Origin of the sequence: Actinoplanes philippinensis (assembly GCF_900113015.1) — a bacterium.
Classification (GTDB): Bacteria; Actinomycetota; Actinomycetes; order Mycobacteriales; family Micromonosporaceae; genus Actinoplanes; species Actinoplanes philippinensis.
The window spans coordinates 408941-425520 of sequence record NZ_FONV01000009.1; the positions used below are offsets into that span (position 1 = coordinate 408941).

At 68.8% G+C, this 16580-nt stretch carries 15 protein-coding genes; 5 read left to right on the forward strand and 10 right to left on the reverse strand.

Features of this window, described 5'->3' with window-relative positions; all coding sequences use genetic code 11:
* Positions 1-133 precede the first annotated feature (133 nt).
* The 5 genes from BM290_RS47520 to BM290_RS25400 form a co-directional block, all read right to left on the reverse strand.
* On the reverse strand, positions 134-670 hold the full coding sequence (locus BM290_RS47520; protein WP_143133940.1) for an SMI1/KNR4 family protein: 537 nt from the start codon (positions 668-670) through the stop codon (positions 134-136).
* 44 nt (positions 671-714) lie between these two features.
* Positions 715-1176: a hypothetical protein gene (locus BM290_RS25385; RefSeq protein ID WP_093618227.1), complete on the reverse strand. Its 462-nt coding sequence runs from the start codon at positions 1174-1176 to the stop codon at positions 715-717.
* An 81-nt stretch (positions 1177-1257) separates the two neighbouring features.
* Positions 1258-4008, reverse strand: coding sequence for a tetratricopeptide repeat protein (locus BM290_RS50950; RefSeq protein ID WP_143133941.1), 2751 nt, complete (start codon positions 4006-4008; stop codon positions 1258-1260).
* Between the two features lie 171 nt (positions 4009-4179).
* Positions 4180-4410: a hypothetical protein gene (locus tag BM290_RS25395; RefSeq protein WP_143133942.1), complete on the reverse strand. Its 231-nt coding sequence runs from the start codon at positions 4408-4410 to the stop codon at positions 4180-4182.
* Between the two features lie 194 nt (positions 4411-4604).
* Positions 4605-5432, reverse strand: a complete 828-nt coding sequence (locus tag BM290_RS25400; protein WP_093618233.1) for an oxidoreductase — start codon at positions 5430-5432, stop codon at positions 4605-4607.
* A 101-nt stretch (positions 5433-5533) separates the two neighbouring features.
* On the opposite strand from BM290_RS25400, the gene BM290_RS25405 reads away from it, so the two are divergent.
* Positions 5534-6100, forward strand: coding sequence for a TetR/AcrR family transcriptional regulator (locus BM290_RS25405; RefSeq protein WP_093618235.1), 567 nt, complete (start codon positions 5534-5536; stop codon positions 6098-6100).
* Positions 6101-6576: 476 nt separating this feature from the next.
* On the forward strand, positions 6577-7209 hold the full coding sequence (locus BM290_RS25410) for an RICIN domain-containing protein (protein WP_093618237.1): 633 nt from the start codon (positions 6577-6579) through the stop codon (positions 7207-7209).
* Between the two features lie 114 nt (positions 7210-7323).
* On the opposite strand, the gene BM290_RS25415 is transcribed toward BM290_RS25410, so the two are convergent.
* Both BM290_RS25415 and BM290_RS25420 read right to left on the reverse strand, forming a co-directional pair.
* Positions 7324-8562: a PQQ-dependent sugar dehydrogenase gene (locus BM290_RS25415; RefSeq protein WP_093618239.1), complete on the reverse strand. Its 1239-nt coding sequence runs from the start codon at positions 8560-8562 to the stop codon at positions 7324-7326.
* A gap of 96 nt (positions 8563-8658) precedes the next feature.
* On the reverse strand, positions 8659-9120 hold the full coding sequence (locus BM290_RS25420) for a hypothetical protein (protein ID WP_143133943.1): 462 nt from the start codon (positions 9118-9120) through the stop codon (positions 8659-8661).
* A gap of 136 nt (positions 9121-9256) precedes the next feature.
* Here BM290_RS25420 and BM290_RS25425 point away from each other — a divergent pair, with 136 nt between their 5' ends.
* Both BM290_RS25425 and BM290_RS25430 read left to right on the forward strand, forming a co-directional pair.
* Entirely contained in the window at positions 9257-11764 is a 2508-nt protein-coding gene (locus tag BM290_RS25425; protein ID WP_143133944.1) for a putative bifunctional diguanylate cyclase/phosphodiesterase, read from the forward strand.
* Between the two features lie 41 nt (positions 11765-11805).
* On the forward strand, positions 11806-13146 hold the full coding sequence (locus BM290_RS25430; RefSeq protein WP_239143635.1) for an ABC transporter substrate-binding protein: 1341 nt from the start codon (positions 11806-11808) through the stop codon (positions 13144-13146).
* Between the two features lie 19 nt (positions 13147-13165).
* Here BM290_RS25430 and BM290_RS25435 read toward each other — a convergent pair whose 3' ends face one another.
* Positions 13166-14029 (reverse strand): helix-turn-helix domain-containing protein, encoded by an 864-nt coding sequence (locus BM290_RS25435; RefSeq protein WP_093618247.1) that lies wholly within the window; start codon positions 14027-14029, stop codon positions 13166-13168.
* 122 nt (positions 14030-14151) lie between these two features.
* Here BM290_RS25435 and BM290_RS25440 point away from each other — a divergent pair, with 122 nt between their 5' ends.
* A complete protein-coding gene (locus tag BM290_RS25440) occupies positions 14152-14943 on the forward strand; it encodes a class I SAM-dependent methyltransferase (protein ID WP_203779448.1) in 792 nt (263 codons plus the stop codon).
* Here the strand turns inward: BM290_RS25440 and BM290_RS25445 are convergent.
* Positions 14924-16114: a MalY/PatB family protein gene (locus BM290_RS25445; RefSeq protein WP_093618249.1), complete on the reverse strand. Its 1191-nt coding sequence runs from the start codon at positions 16112-16114 to the stop codon at positions 14924-14926. The genes BM290_RS25440 and BM290_RS25445 overlap by 20 nt on opposite strands.
* Complete coding sequence (locus BM290_RS25450) at positions 16111-16578, reverse strand: mycothiol transferase (protein ID WP_093618251.1); 468 nt, start codon at positions 16576-16578, stop codon at positions 16111-16113. The genes BM290_RS25445 and BM290_RS25450 overlap by 4 nt, the downstream gene beginning before the upstream one ends.
* Positions 16579-16580 lie beyond the last annotated feature (2 nt).

Consider the following 16580-nt stretch of genomic DNA (forward strand, 5'->3'; position numbering starts at 1 on the left):
AGCCCTTTCAGAACGCACTCGACTCGGCATGACGAGGCACCGGGCCGTCACAGCTGATCACAAACCGTGACGGCCGCCGCCGGCCCGGGCGCGGACAGCGGCAAATCCGGATGGTGGCGGCGGGGACGGCCGCTTAAAGATCGTAAGCGTCGCGGTTGTCCGTCGCGGCGGGCAGTGCTTCTCGGCCGCCGTCGTCGAGGAGAAGTTGAAGCAGTTCGACGACGTTGGTTGCGACGACCGGCATCTCTCCGACGAGCCCGTAGGTATCCCAGGCAACGGCATAGACGCGTCCCGCCCGTTCCGGTGCCAGGTCGATGACCAGGTGCGGCTCAGTGGAATTGCCATTTCCCCCGTCCACGAGGACGTAACAGCCGTTGGTGAGGTCTCCTGGCTCGTCATGCGCGACCTGCTGGGCGACGTCCTCCCCGAGCAACCGCGGACTCGCCGGCACGAAACTGTCCGGGCCACAAACACGTCGAGGGAAAGGGCTGTCGGAGAACAGGAAGGCACCGCCGCACAGGTCGTACAGCCGTCGTAAGTCCTCGGGAAGCGTGGGAGTCTCCGGCACACCGGCGGCTCCGCGAGGCGCGAGCACCTCGCAGTCCGTTCGGGCTGCGATGTCACCGAGCAGCCGGGCCAGGCTTCCGGGGGAAGCGTCTTGTGGTTGCACGACATGAGCGTACGGACCGCGCGCATCTGGTGACAGGAGTCGTTTCAGGTGTCGTAGCAGCCGTCCCAGGGTGGGTCGAAGCCCAAGTCGTCCGGTACGAATTCTGCGTGATCCTCTCCGTCATAGTCCTCGGAGCGGTCGATCAGCCCGAAGGTGTGGCCCTCGAACTCGACGTGGAACAGCTTGATGGCGATGTCACCGAACACCCGCCCTGGCAGTGCGTCGAGCCAGACGCCGAGGCACGCCTGGGCGCGATCGATGGAGGCGTCCTCGTCCTCGCTGGTGCCGGCGCACCAGATCTGCGAACCGGTATGGGCGCCGTCCGCGTCGAATCGATGCAGTACGGCATACCACCGCTTGTGGCGAAACCAGGAGGCGGCTGCTCCGGCGCCGTCCTCGAGGGTGGCCGTCACCGACCCGAAAAACTGTCCGCCCTGGTAGGAGCCGATCGAACTGGTGCGGTGGTCGGGCTCATACGCGATGGGAACACGCAGCGGGATTGCCATGACCGGGATGTTAGGCCAGGGGTATGACAACGAGGACCATACGACAGCGCCCGCCGGCACGAGACCCTCCGCGTCGCCTGATCAGTGGTCACCGAACTCATCGCCGACGGGACGGGGCCGATCGCGGAGGCGGCCGCGCAGCTCGTCGGCCTCCGGCATCCCCAGACCGGCGTAGATGTCCAGGGCACGTTCGAAATTCTCGCGCGCGAGCTCGGGGGCGCCCTGCCCGGCGTAGACATGGCCCAGTCCGGCGTACGCCCGGGCCTGTTGTTCCTCGGCCCCGATCGCGGCGGCGATAGCCAGGGCGGCCTCGTGGTGATCCCGCGCAGCGCCGAACTGGTCGAGGGCACGGGCGCATTCGGCGAGACCGTTGAGCGCCCACGCCTCGTTGCCGCGGTTGCCGATCTCGCGGGTCAGGACGAGCGACTGCCGGTGGTAGTCGCCGGCCGTCTCCGGCTGGCCGAGGCGCAGGTGCAGCAGGCCCAGCCCGTCGAGAGCCCCGGCCTCCCCGTTGCGGCTGCCGAGCTGCCGGTACAACTGCACCGCCTCGCGCAGGTGCGCGCCGGCGGCGTCGTATCGGCCGGTGATCGTCTCGGCGTGGCCGATGCCGTTGAGCGCGTCCGCGGTGCCCGCTCCGTCGCCGGCGTCGCGGTGCAGGGCGAGCCCACGGGTGAGATATCCGATCGCCGAGTCGAGGTCGCCGAGCCGCCGATGGCTGACGCCGAGATTGATCAGGGCGCGCGCTTCCCCGGTACGATCGCCCGCCTCGACGAAGAGCGTAAGCGCCCGCTGGTGATGCGCCGCGGCAGCCGCGAGGCTGCTCAGCTGCAACGCGACGTTGCCGAGATGGATCTCCGCGCCGGCCTGGCCGCCCGGGTCGCCGAGGCGCCGGAACAGCTCGATCGCCTGCTCGCAGGCGCTGACGGCCGCGGTGGCCTCGCCGAGTCTCAGGTGCGCGCCGCCGACGTCGGTCAGGGCCTTGGCCTGGGCGCGCAGATCTCCGGCGAGCCGGGCGGCCCGGACGGCTTGCTCGTGTATCGCCACGCCCACGCGGTTGTGCGCACCGGACAGATACCTGCTCAGCGTGCGCGCGAGATCGAGGGCGTGGGTGGGCCACCCGTGCTCGGCCGCGTAGGCGGCGACGCCGACGAGCGTGGACTGTTCGCCGTCCAGCCAGGCCACGGCCGCCTCCGGAGTCGACAGGCCGGGCGCCTCGGCGGCCGGGGCGGGTGTGCCCTGTCGATGGCTCTCGCCGCCCGGGTGCAGGACGTTCACGGCCGCCGCGACGGTGCTCAGGTAGTAGTCGAAGAGTCTGGTGAGCGCGGCTCGGATCTCGTGCGGTCGCTCGTGGTCGTGGGCGCGGACCATGGCATGTACCCGGATCAGGTCGTGGAGCGTGTAGCGTCCGTGGCCGGCGGCCTGGATCAGGTGGTCGTCGCAGAGCCGCCGCAGTCCGGCGCGGGCGCCGTCGAGGTCGCTGCCGATCAGAGCGGCGGCGGCGTACGCGTCGAGGTCCTCAGCCGGATGCAGGGCGAGCAGCCGCAGCAGCCGCTGTCGTTCGGCGTCCAGGCGCTGGTAGGACAGGTCGATGGCGAGTTCGACGCCGTCTTCGAGGCGCTGCCCCCGGTGCCGCTGCCGTAGCCGCTCCGCGTGGTCGGTGAGCGTCCAGTCGGGCCGGCCCGCGATCTGTGCCGCGACCAGCCCGAGCGCCAGCGGCAGCCGTCCGCAGAGCTCCACGATGCGCGTCGCCGCCTCGGGGTCCTCACCCGTGGCGACCGCACTCGCGCCGCGCCGCAGGAACCGCAGTGCCTCGGGCCGGCTGAACACGTCCACGGCGATCGAGGCGGACGGCTGCAGGGCGGCGAGGCTGCGGCGACTGGTGATCAGCACGGGACCGGCCGGCAGCAGTGGCCGCACCTGATCGACGTCGGCCGCGTTGTCCAGCACCACCAGGGATCTCTCGTCCGCGAGCAACTCCCGGTAGAGGCGCGTCCGAGACGGCAGGTCGTACGGGATCTTCGGTCCGGGAACGCCGAGCAGCCGCAGAAAGCCGTCCAGCACGGCCGCGGGATCGGCGGGCGGCTGACGTGGGTCGTGGTGGAAGCCGCGGAGATTGACGAAGAGCACCTTCCGGTACGGCTTCTCCGCGTGCAGGAGATGGGCGACGTGTACGGCCAGCCAGGTCTTGCCGACCCCTGCCATTCCCTCGATCGTGCCGACCACGGCGTGAGTTGCGGTCAGCGCTCGCCGGAGCCGGCGCACGTCGGAGGTGCGGCCGGTGAAACCCGGCAGATCCGGCGGGAGTTCGTCGTCCACCCGCACCTGCGCGGCCGCTCGCTGCTCCCCGCCGGCCACCAGCAGCGCCTGGTGCCATTGCGCCACATAACCCGGTTCGCTGTGCAGCGCCCGTACGATCGCCACGACCAGATCCGTGTTGAGGCGACGCCGGCCCATCCGGAAGCAGTCGACCACTGTCGTCCTACCCACCAGCTCGTTGCCCGGGCGCCCGGCCTTCGTCCACGCGTCGTTGACCCGGCTGGTGATCGTCGTGAACGAGGGCTCGCCCGCCCACTCTCGCAGCAACCGCAGCCGGAGGGCGATGTCGTCCGCCGTCGCCACCCCGCCCGGATCCGGGGGCCTTGCGTACGGCCGCCCCGTGCCGGCGCGTCGCGTCCTCGGTGTCGCCCGCCGCACTGCGCGCTGGAGCGTGGCCAGGCTCGGCACGGGTTGACCGCCGGCATCGGCGACCATGTCCCGGTGCAGTGCGGACACGTTGCCCCGCCAGTGCGCCAGCCGTTCGAGCAGCGCGTCGTCGACGACGAAGCGGACCATTCGAGCAGACCCGTCCGGTAGATCCACCATGGAGCGTTCGAGAAGTCAACTATGCGGAGCCCACAGCTCGGAGGGCAAGAGCGAGGCTGCGAGTTCTCACTGGAGCTGATCTCTTCTCATTTGGTTCTGATCTGATCTTCCCCGGCTTCCGTGGAGTCGTGACAGCTGGTTCTATGCGACCGACAGGGTGGTATGGAGCCTTTCATATTCATTGGGTGTGAGCATGTCGAGCTTGGATCCCCGGGGCGGCATCGCCCTGCGCGCGGGGGCGGGCGGTAACGCCGACGCTGCGGCCGCGCTCACCGTCCGCCGCCCGACCCGGTACTTCTCCTCGATCGCCCCGCCGGACGTCCCCGCAGCGAGTTCGCGGCGGATCGCCGCGATCAACTCGATCTTCGACATCCGGGGCATCAGCCAGCCTCCGTCTATGGTCAGCCGATGCTCCCACCGATCCGCCTGGTGTCGAAACTCATGGACATCGAACCCACCCGATCGAGCGTCCACCTTCCGTGGCGTCGAAATTGACGGACAAACGGCACGTAGGACGGTGGCTGAGCGTCCCCGGCGGGCACGGACGCGTTGCGGCAGTGAGTTTCTCAGCGAGGGACACCGGTGGCGCGCAGGATGAGGGTGTCGAAGGCCAGGTCGGACATGACACGCCGCGACGCGATCAGCGGTCGGGCGCCGAAGCCGACGGCGTAGCGGGTCTTCGGGCGGCGGGCGGTGACAGCTTTGCCGATGGCGTCGGCGATGACCGACGGCGGAGAGTTGCGGCGGCTGTTGGCCTCCGAGCCCAGGGCTGCCGCGACCGCCTCGGCCTGCTTGGCATAAGCACCGTGGCCGGAGGCGTCGCGGAGTTTGTCCGCAGCGATGCCGCCCCATTCGGTCGCAATACCGCCGGGTTCGATGACCACGACGTTGACACCGAACGGTTTGGCCTCCAGGCGCAGGCAGTCGCTGATCGCCTCGAGGGCGAACTTGGTGCCGTGATACCAACCGCCAAGCGGGGTGTAGATCTTGCCGCCCATCGAGGTGATGTTGACGATGGTGCCGGAGTGCTGGGCCCGCATGTGCGGCAGCACCAGTTGCGCCAGCCGAGCGGCGCCGAACACGTTGACCTCGAACTGCGCGCGGGCCTCGGCCAAGGGAACGTCTTCGATCGATCCGTAGGAGCCGTAGCCGGCGTTGTTGACCAGCACGTCGACACGACCGGTCTCGGCGATGATCCGCTTGACGCCGGCCTGCATCGACTCGTCGTCGGTCACATCCATCGCCAGCGGGCGGATCCCGGCGGCGGCGAGCTTCTCCAGCCGATCGACCCGGCGGGCGGCTCCGTAGACGGTGAAGCCGAGTTCGTGCAGTTTCTGGGCCGTGGCCTCGCCGATGCCCGATGACGCCCCGGTGACCAGTGCGGTCTTGGTCATGTCAAAACCTCCAGTAAGATGAACTCAGGTTCACAATCATCATGAACCATGGTTCACCTTCCGGCAAGTCGCACCGGCCGCTGCAACCGAGGAGCAACCGAATGACATCAAGCCGCCCCCTGCGTGCCGACGCGATTCGCAACCGAGCCAAGATCTTGACCGCGGCCAGCGAGCAGATATCCAGGCACGGGATCGAGATCGGGATGGACGAGATCGCCGCCGCCGCCGGCGTCGCGGTCGGCACCCTGTACCGGCACTTTCCCAACAAGACCGAACTCGTCGCCGCCGTCGTCGTCGACTTCTTCCACCGCGTCGCCGACGACGCCGAAGCCGCGAACCAGCGCGTCGTCGAAGGCGCGAGCGCCCTCGACGAGATCACCAACTTCCTCCGCCGGGTCATCGAGGCTGCCGCCATCAACCACGCCGCCAAAGCCGCCGCCAGCGCCATGGGCACCCACCCCGGCGACCCGGCCGCCGAACAACGCTCAGCAGCCGCCGTAACCAGCATGATCAAAGCAGGCCAGACGGCCGGCGACATCCACCCCGACGTCACCGTCGACGACATCTACCTATTGGTCAACTCCGCCCCCACCGACCAACCGCCAGCGGCCCGCCGCCGATGGCTGGCCCTCGTCCTTCCCGGCCTCACCACCCACCCTCGCCGCTGACCCACGGCGTTGTCGACGCCAGCCAGGCCCCCGCTGACCCACGAGAGTCCCACTGTCAGCGCCCTGCCGAGTGGTGTCGAAGCTTCCAGACACGAAATCCACCGACGATCATGCGGTGTTCAAGGTGACCGTCAAACGGTGTCGGGAACCGCGGAGACAATCAGCGCCTGCTCCTTGCAAGCTTCGCTGCCGCCGTCGCGGTGCTTCACCTCGGCCAGAGCATCAGCTGACCACCTGTCTGCGGATCAGAATCGGTGCGAGATGCACATGTCGCCTTGTCTCACCGAATTCGATCCGGCGCAGCCCGGCTACCCTCAGCCCGGATCAGATCCATTGAGAGCCCACAGAGGCCGTGCCTGCATCGGTGAGCAATCGTTCGGGATCGGTCGGGTTCAGAGTCTCGGTCGGTGAAGGTTGACACCGTTTCCCTTGGCCGGCGGAGACCGGCGAATCCACGAACATCGAGGGAGAACGACGTGAAGAGCTTCACACGAGCCGTGGTGTCGGCCGCGGGGGCATTCGCCGTGGCCGCGATCGCCGTGGCGGCGCCCGCGCAGGCGAGTGCCGTGTCCCCGTCGTCGCCAGGGTTGAGGGGAACCGACGCGGCGGGCAACGCGGTGACCGTGACGGAGGTGGCCGGGACCGGTGAAAGGCAGGCCATGGCCGCGCCGGTCGGCGGCAACATCGTCAACGTGAATAGCGGCAGGTGCCTCGACGTCGCCAACGCCCAGGTCGGCAACGGCGTGCCGATCCAGCAGTGGGACTGTCTCGGCAGCGGCCAGAAGAATCAGATCTGGTGGTTCGCCAACGAGACCCACATCGGCGAGTACTACTGGTACAACGTGGTGACCACGCTCGACGGGCAGTGCCTCGACGTGACCGGCGGAAGCGGCGCCACCGGCAACGGCGTGCCCGTCCAGCAGTGGAACTGCCTGACCGGCCAGACCAACCAGCAATGGCGGCTGGAGATCGTCGGCTACGGCATCAGACTCATCGCCCGGCACAGCGGCAAGTGCCTCGACGTCGTCAACGCCTCGAAGGCCAACGGGGCACGACTGCAACAGTGGAGCTGCCTCGGCACGGCCAACCAGGCCTGGGATCTCTACTGATTAGCCGATGCCCGGCCGCTGACGGCGAGACCCGCCGGCAGCGGCCGAGCAGAAGATGGCGCTTTCAGCTGCAGCAGCTGGTTCAGCAGTTGCGCGGGTGCCGCCGGCCGGCCGCTACGGCGTCGTCACACCGCCGGCGGCCGGTGGCACTCGCTCGAAGCGCACCCGGCTCAGGAATCCCGGCAGGTCGCTGAGCACGTACAACTCTCCCTGCACATCGACGCCGAAGGCGGTCGGCTGGGTGGGGAGGTGGCCGATGGTGGCGGACTCGTAGCCGCCACCGGCCTTGGGGCGTACGGCGAAGGCAGCGGTCGAGCAGTAGTCGCTCGCGAGGTAGACGCCCCGCGCCTCGGGGGTACGCGATCCGCGGTACACCACGCCGCCGGTGACCGAGCAGCCCTCGGTCATGAAGTGTTCGTACTCGAAGACGGGATCGACATACCGCACGCCCGGACGGCACTGGTCCGGGTCGAACACCGGGGTGCCCTCCCTGCAGGACCAGCCGAGGTTGGCGCCGCCCTGCCACGGGCGGACGTGGTCGACCTCCTCGACCAGGCCCTGACCGACGTCTCCGATCCACAGGGAGTTGTCGATGTCGATGGAGAACCGCCACGGGTTGCGCAGCCCGTAGAGCCAGATCTCCGGCCGGGCGCCCGGCTTGCGGACGAACGGGTTGCCGGCGGGCACGCAATAGGGTTTGGCCCCGCAGGCCCGGGCGACGTCGATCCGTACGATCTTGCCGAGCAGCGTGCCGAGGTCCTGACCGGCCTTGTACGGGTCGTTCGCGTAGCCGCCGTCACCGGTGGACCAGTAGAGGTAGCCGTCACGGCCGAACGCCACCTGCCCGCCGTTGTGGTTGCCGTACTCCGCGTGCTCCTGGGTGAGCAGCACCTGCAGCCGGTCCGGGGCGCCGATCGGCAGTCGCGCCAGGGTCAGCGCGCCGGCCGGAAGGCTCGTGTAGGACACGTAGAGCATGCCGGTCCGGACGAAGTCCGGGGCGGGCGTGATGCCGAGCAGGCCGCGCTCGTTGTCCGACGTGTCGATGCGGGCGGTGAGGTCCAGGATCGGTGCGGCCGCCAGCCCGGTGTCGGGATGATAGGACCGGACGGTGCCGTCCTTCTCCGCGATCAGCATCCGGCCGTCGGGCAGGCCGGTGATGGCGACGGGCCGCTGCAGACCGAAGGCCACCTGCTCGGAGACGACGGTCAGCTCGGTGAGCGGCACCGGGGCGGCACGGTCGGCGCCGGGCGTGGCAGCGCCGGCGGCCGGACCGGAGGCGGACATCAGCGCTGACGAGACGAGAGCGAGCAGGCCGGCCGTCATGGCGGCCGTACGACCGCGCCATCGCACCATCTTCGGCTCCTAAGCAGAGTGACGGAGGATTGTCGGGAGCGCTCCCACACCTTACATCGATCAGTAACGATTGATAAGGGTTCGATGACGGCGGGCTCAGCAGCCTTGTTGCAGGGCTTGGCCGGAGAGTGTGCTCAGGTCCACGAACCGCAGCCGAGGAAACGTCTGTCGCCGGATCACATCCACGGCAGCCTCCGGCAGGTGGCCGAGGTCGATCGCGACTTCGGGCGCGGCGACCATGCGGTAGGGGCCACCGTCGATGTCAGCGTCGTAGGCGAACAGTCCGCGTTCCGCGGCCAGCTTCCACGTGTTCTCGCACTTGGCGGCCAGGACAGGCGCGAACCGGGCAGTGGTGGTGGCCGGGCGGGCCAGGACGGCCTCGATCGCGGCCACATAGGCATCGGTGTCTCGCAGGAACGCGTCGGGCGCGTAACCACCGCCGGCGGTGCTGAACAGGGCCACATGGCCCTCATCATCACCGGCAAGCCAGTCGTACTCGGCGCCCAGGATGTCGTCCGCGGACTTCGCGCCCATACCGCTGCCCCTATTGTCGCTCACACCCATCCACCGGCCGCGTGTCGCCCATCATCACATCATTCTGAGACGGGCGGCGCGGAGAGAGGTGCGCCTCAGCAATACGCCGTCCGATCCGACTGGTGTGGATGACACATCCAGCGACAGACAAGGTCTTGCGATGGGTGCTCGACTACGAGCAGTTCTCTCGCTTCTGTTGTGGCCCGCCGCCGCGCTGATCGGGCGTCTCCGGTACGCGCAGAAGTTCCTTCTCGTCGGCCTGGTGCTGCTGGTGCCTCTGGTGGTGACGGCGAACTCGTACATCGCTGTGCAACGGGAGCAGATCGACGCGACCGTACGGGAGCAGCAGGGGCTCCGTTACCTGCGGACGTTGCTGGTGCTGGCCGGGGACATGGTGCAGGCACGACGCTCCGCGGTGTCCGCCGGTTTCGACCTGTCCGTCAACCTCGACGCCGCTCTGGCCAGGGTCGATGAAGTCGATCGTCAGGTGAGCGGATCGTGGCAGGTGCACGCGGAGTGGGGCAAGACCCGGGAAGCGATCGTCACCACCATGGAGATGGCCACCCAGGCCAAGTCGGTCCAGTTCACGAAGTATCAGGAGGCGTCCGACTCGATCCTGGCGCTGATTGTCACGCTGGGTGACCGGTCGGGGTTGATCCATGATCCCGATCTCGACTCGAACTACATCGCCCGGATGTTGCAGGACTGGCTGCCGTCGCTGGGCGACATCGCCGGCCGGATCGCCGACCTGCTGGAGCTGAACAGCCAAGGGCAGGGTGACGAGCAGCTGAAGGTCTTCATGGAGCTGGGCAAGTACTTCGGTGTCGTCTCCAACAGCGGTCAGCACCTGGCGCGGGCCGCGGACGCGGTGGCGGCGTCCGGCGGCGACGACGGCGTGGTCGCCGCCATCCGCAGCCAGTCGCGCGAGCTGCACACGGTGACCGAGGCCATGGGAGGCCGTCTGGCGCTCGCCGTGAAACACCAATCGTTGCAGCAGTTCCCGTCCCATTCGGCGGACGCGGTACGGGTCGCCACCAACAACTACGCCTCGGTCGCGGTTTCCAGTCTCGACCGGCTGCTGCAGATCCGGATCGAGCGGTCCACCGACCGTATCGAGCGGGTGCAGGGCTGGCTCGGGATGGGCGCGTTGCTGGCCGTGTACCTGTTCGCGGGCTTCTACATCTCCGTCGCCACCCCGGTACGCCGGATCGTCGAGGCGCTGCGCGCGGTGGCCGGCGGCGACCTCAGCCGACGCGTCGAGATCAGCACGAAGGACGAGATCAGCTTCATCGCCGAGGTGCTGAACGAGACGATCATGACCACCGAGGCCGCGACCGGGCGCCTGGCGTTGCTGGCCAGCAGCGACCCGTTGACGAGTCTGCCGAACCGGGCCGCCGTGCTCGAACGCCTGGACGCCGCCCTGCTGCGCGTGCAGCAGGGTTCCTCCCTGCTCGCCGTGCTCTTCATCGACCTCGACCGGTTCAAGCTCGTCAACGACTCGTTCGGGCACGAAGCGGGCGACACCGTCCTGCGTGCGGTGGCCGAGCGCCTCATCACCGGGATGCGGCGCACGGACATGGTGGCCCGGCTCGCCGGTGACGAGTTCGTGGTGATCAGCGAGGAGATATCGGAGATCGGCTCGGCCGTGTCGGTCGCCGAACGAATCGTCGCGAGCATCAGCGAGCCGATCCGCATCGCCGTCAACGACACCCACCGTGACGTCGCCATCGGCGCGAGCATCGGCATCGCCTTCGTGGCGACCGGGAATCCGGTGTCGGCCGATGACCTGCTACGCGACGCCGATGTCGCGATGTACCAGGCCAAACAGAAGGGCCGCGGCCGTGTGGAGATCTTCGACGAGAGCCTCAGCGCGGCCCTCGAACATCGCGTGCGTACCGAGCAGGACCTGCGGAACGCCATCCAGTGCGACGAACTGGTCGTCTTCTACCAACCGATCGTCGAGGCGGACACGCGGAGCATCGTCGGGTTCGAGGCGCTGGTCCGCTGGCAGCATCCGACCCGCGGGCTGCTGGCCCCGGACGCCTTCATCCCGGTCGCCGAGGAGAGCGGTTTGATCGTCCCGCTCGGCGCAGCGGTCCTGTTGCAGGCGTGCAGCCAGTTGTCGCAGTGGCAGCGTGAGCGGCCCGGCTGCGAGCGGCTGCGGATGTCGGTGAACGTGTCCGCTCTGCAACTCGATCATCCGTCGTTCATCCCGACGGTGGCGGCCGTCATCGAGACGACGGACATCGACCCGGCATCGCTCTGGCTGGAGATCACCGAGACCAGCCTCGTGGCCGACGTCGAGCGGGCGACCGCAGCCTTCGAGGCGTTGCACGATCTCGGGGTGGGTCTCGCCCTGGACGATTTCGGCACCGGCTATTCGTCGCTGGCCTACCTGCAGAAGTTCCCCATGCAGGCTCTCAAGATCGACCGATCGTTCGTCGACCGGCTGGGCCGCGACCCGGAAGCCGCCGTCATCGTCGAGATGATCATCGGGGTGGCGAGGACCCTGCGCCTTCTGGTGATCGCTGAGGGAGTGGAGAACGAGGAACAGGCAGACGAGCTGTACGGGCTGGGCTGCACCCTCTACCAGGGTTACCACTTCGGCAGGCCGGCCCCCGCGGAGAAGCAGTGGCAGGAGAGCGGCACATCGATCGTCGCGGTCTGAGGTGGGTTTGCCCGCTTTCCGAATGGCGGCCGACCAGTCTTGTGACACTGGACGTACCAGCCACGGGGGAGAACATGTCAGTCAGACGCTTTCGCATGTTGTCGCTGATCACCACGCTCGTCATGGCCGCCACGGTCGCCGCCTGCGCTGATGACGGCGCGCCGGAGGAGGCGGCGAAGGACCAGACGCTCACCGTCTGGCACTACGAACGCCCGGAGAGCGCGATGGCGATCGCCTGGGCCGAAGCGATCAGATTGTTCAAGGAAGCACATCCCGGCGTGACGGTCCGGTTCGAGCAGAAGACGTTCGAGCAGATCCGGCAGAACGCGGCCATGGCGCTGAACGCCGACGACCCACCCACGGTGGTGGAGTACAACAAGGGCAACTCGACCGCCGGCCTGCTGGCCAAGCAGGGCGTGCTCACCGACTTCACCGGTGAGTCCACGAAGCGCGGCTGGGACAGGATGCTCACACCGAGCCTGCAGACCACCACCCGCTACGACACCGACGGCATCATGGGCAGCGGTGCCGTGTACGGCATCCCGAACTACAGCGAATTCGTTCTCGTCTATTACAACAAGGACATGTTCGCCAAACACGGCGTCGCTGTGCCGCAGACCCTCAGCGCGTTCGAGGCCGCGATGGACGTCTTTGTCAAGGCAGGCATCACGCCGTTGTCGGTCGGCGGCGCCGAATACCCGGCTCAGCAGATCTTCTACGAACTCGTGCTCTCCAAGGCCGATCGGGCGTTCGTCGACGCGTATCAGCGGTACATGGGGAACGTGGATTTCACCGGACCCGCGTTCCAGTTCGGTGCGACCACCTTTGCCTCCTGGGTGCGCAAGGGTTACATCGCCAAGGACTCCGCCCGGGTCAAGGCCGAGGACATGAACCTGGCGTTCATGAAACAGCGCTTCCCGATCGTGATCGTCGGCAGCTGGATGTACGGCGACTTCGTCCGTGGCATCAAGGACTTCGAGTGGGGCACCTTCCTCTTTCCCGGCAACCGGCTGCACCCCGGTTCGAGTGGCAACCTGTGGGTGGTGCCGGCAAAGGCGAAGGACAAATCCTTGGCCTACGACTTCATCGACATCACGATGAAGCCGGAGATCCAGCGCCTGCTCGCCGAATCAGGCGGTGTGCCGGTGCACGGCGACGCGTCCGCCGCCCCCACCGGCAAGAACACCGACCTGCTCGCGCATTTCGCCACGATCGAGGCGGCGGACGGGCTGGCGTTCTACCCCGATTGGCCGGCGGCCGGATATTACGACGTGCTCGGGGTGGCGATCCAAGATCTGATCAACGGCACCAAGAAGCCCGACGAAGTCCTTGCCGACATCGCGAAGCCGTACCACGACAATGTCGTTCGCCTGGGCAAATAGGCAGTCTCCGGACGGCGTGTCAGGCGGCGGCAAGGGCCTCGCCGAAGAGCCGGCCAGCCAGCTCCACACAGCGCATCCGGGCAGGCGAGAAGTCATACGGCATCTTGGTGACCGCCGTGGCGGCACTCATCACCTTGCCCTCCTCCCCCGTCAGGCCGGCGTCATAGATCTCGAAGATCTTCTCCTCGTCCGCGTCGAGGCCCGCCGCCTCGATGGCCTGTTTCACGGCCATCAGATGAGCACATCGCTGGACGGCGAGCTCTTCGACACGCGGGTCGGCGGGATCGACGCCGTCGTCGAGGGCGGCCTCGGCAGTCTCCAGACGGTCCTCCTCGGCTCGCAGCCCGGGGTGGGTGGCGAGCACGATGAACGTGCCGGCCTGGATGGCGGCGCCCAGCGGCCCGAAGATCCGTTCGGTGACCAGCAGGGCGTTCAGATCGGAGGGGCGCAACGCACCCGGAGGCAGGTGGCTGAGCCGGTCCGTGACCAGCTCGGAGAGCAACCCCAGCGGGCTGCCCACCGCTTGCAGGCGCTGGACGGCCGCACGCCGGCGTCTGATGGCGGCCTCCTGCGCCGCCAAGGTCTCCTCCAGCCGGCCCAGGACCGACTCGATGGCCGGGGCCTGGTCCAGGGTTTCGTCCCGGGCTTCGCCGAAGGCGGTCCGCATGTCGTCCAGGCTGATACCGGCATCGGCCATCTTGCGGATCCACAGCAGGCGCGTCATGTCGTCGTAGCCGTAGCGGCGGCGGCCGTCACCGCCACGCTCGGGCTCGGGCAGCAGACCGATCTCGTGGTAGTGGCGGATGGCGCGTGGGGTGGTCCCGGCGAACGCGGCGGCATCACCGATCTTGACCTGCCGGGGAGGTGTGAAGGAGGGGTGCATCGCAGACAGAGCCTTTCGTGCTGTGGTGCCCCGACCTCATCACATGCCGCTACGGCATGTGCAACATCCCGGGCGGGCGCCACCGGTTGCCGAGCGCCCGGCCCGTGCCTACGGTGTTCGTCGTGACGGCGGACCTGTTCGATGCGACAGCGATGTACGACGAGGACTACCTGCACTTCTTCGCATCACCGGACGACGGTGCCGCGCCGACGCACGGCCCGGTGGTGGGTACGGCGTACACCGCCGCGTCCGCCATCGCTGACATCGTCTGGCGGCTGCTGGATCTGCGGCCCGGCATGAGCGTGCTCGATCTGGCCTGTGGCCATGGAGCGCTGGCCAACATCCTGGCGAGCCGCGGGTGTGCGGTCACCGGCCTCGACTCGTCAGCGGTGTTCCTGGACCGGGCCCGCGCCGACGCCACGGCCATGGGCGTCGACGTGGACTACGTCCAGGGCGACATGCGACGCCTTCCGGGCTGGACCGGCCGGTTCGACCGCCTGGTCAACTGGACGACGGCCTTCGGCTACTTCGACGACCCCACCAACCGCACCGTCCTGGCCGAGATGGCCCGAGTCCTGCGTCCCGGCGGGCTGATGGCGATGGACCTGGACAACCTGCCGAGGTTCCTGGCGTCGTACACCCCATCGCGGATCACCGCGACCCGGCGCAACGGTGACATGCTCGTCGACCGCCACCACCTCGACCCGCTGACCGGCCGGTTCGAGGTGGAGCGCACCGTGCTTCGCGACGGTCACGTCCGCCGGCTGACCTTCCTCAAGCGTCTGTTCGGATTTCCCGAACTGCGCGACTGGTGCACGGCCGCGGGCTTCACCACCGTTTCCGGGTACGGCGAAGACGCTGAACCACTGACCATCCACCACCATCGGATGATCGTCATCGCACAGGTCCGGTAAGGCCGGCGCTGCGCATTCCGGAGGCGTTCGACGCGTTCGACCCGGTCACCGTGGTCAGGCGGGTCAGGATCTCGGTCAGCACCGCCGGGCTGGTGGCGAAGTTCAGCCGTACCCTCGATGCGGTGTTGATCGCCGTGTGCTGGGCGAACTCGGCGCCCGCGCTCAGCTTGACCCGGGCCCGGTCGAGCAGCGTGGCGGCCGGATCCGGGCCGAACCGGTCGCCGCAGTCCAGCCAGGCCAGATAGGTCGCCTCCGGCGGGCGGTAACCGGCCGCCCACGGCAGTGTCGCGGCCCACTCGGTGACCTGGTCGCGGTTGGCGGCCAGGGTGGCCAGCAGGCCGTCGAGCCAGTCGTCGGCCTCGGTCCAGGCGGCCACGGTGGCGGCCCGGCCCAGCACGCCGGGCTGACCGAAATAGTCCAGCGGCATCCGGGACAGGGCGTCGCGGATGCGGCGCGGGCCGAGGTGCGCGACCGCACACCGCAGTCCGGCGATGTTGAAGGCCTTGGTGGCCGAGGTCGCGGTCACGGTACGGGCCGCGGCCTCGGGACCGAGCGACGCGAACGGCACGTGCCGGTGCGGCGCGAAGACGAGGTCGGCGTGGATCTCGTCGGCCAGGACCACCACGTCGTGGTTCGCCGCTTCGCCGGCAAGAGCAGCCAATTCGGTACGGGTGAACACCCGGCCGCTCGGGTTGTGCGGGTTGACCAGAACCAGCATCGCGCAGCCCCGCAGATCGGCCGGCCCGTCGCCGGGCAGTGGCAGCGGGACGACCCGGCGCCCGGCGCGGACGATGCTCGCCAGGAACGGCGGATAGGTCGGCACGTGGACGGCGACGGCGTCGCCGGGCTCGGTGGCGTGCTCGATCATCACCTGCAGGATCTGGATCAGGTCGCTGAACACCCGGGCCTGGCCGGGCGCGGGCGTCCACCCGTGCCGGGCCGTCATGCGCTGCTCGAACGCGGTGATCACCGGATCGCCGGCCGGCCAGTGCGGATATCCGAAGTCGGCGACCTCGTGGATCCGCCGCCGGATCACCGGCGCCACCGGGAAGTCCATGTCGGCCACCCAGGCGCCGAGCACGTCCGGCTCGAGCGAGCCCCACTTGACGCCGTACCCGGCTCGCAGTGCACCGGGGTCCGCGCTCGCGTCGAAGACGCCGCGGGCGCTCATGCCCGCCCGCCGGCGTGGAGGGCGTCGCGCAGGATCTCCATCTGACCGTGGTGCTGGGCGAGTTCCTCCAGTACGTGCAGCAGCGCGCCGCCGCGGGTCAGAGGACGGTCCGGACCCTGGAACGACCGGGGTGGCTCGGCTCGCAGCGGGCCGTCGAGATCCGCGTCCCGGGCGTCGGCGTCGAGCCGTGCACGCAGGGCGCGGACCTCGGCGAGCAGCGGGCCCACCGGTCCGGCGGCGGTGAACTCGGCGTCCCGGTCGCGGGCCACGGTCCGGCCGGCGACCAGCGCGCCGGACCAGTAGTCGGCGACTCCCACACAGTGGGTGAGCAGCGCGTACGGCGAATTCGCCCCGGGCAGTGCGGGCCGGGCGGTGGCCAGGTCGTCGCCCAGCCCGGCGACGATGCCGGACATCCCGTCGAGCGCTCGCCCGACGAAGTAGAGGTAGTCGTCCACGGATATCACCA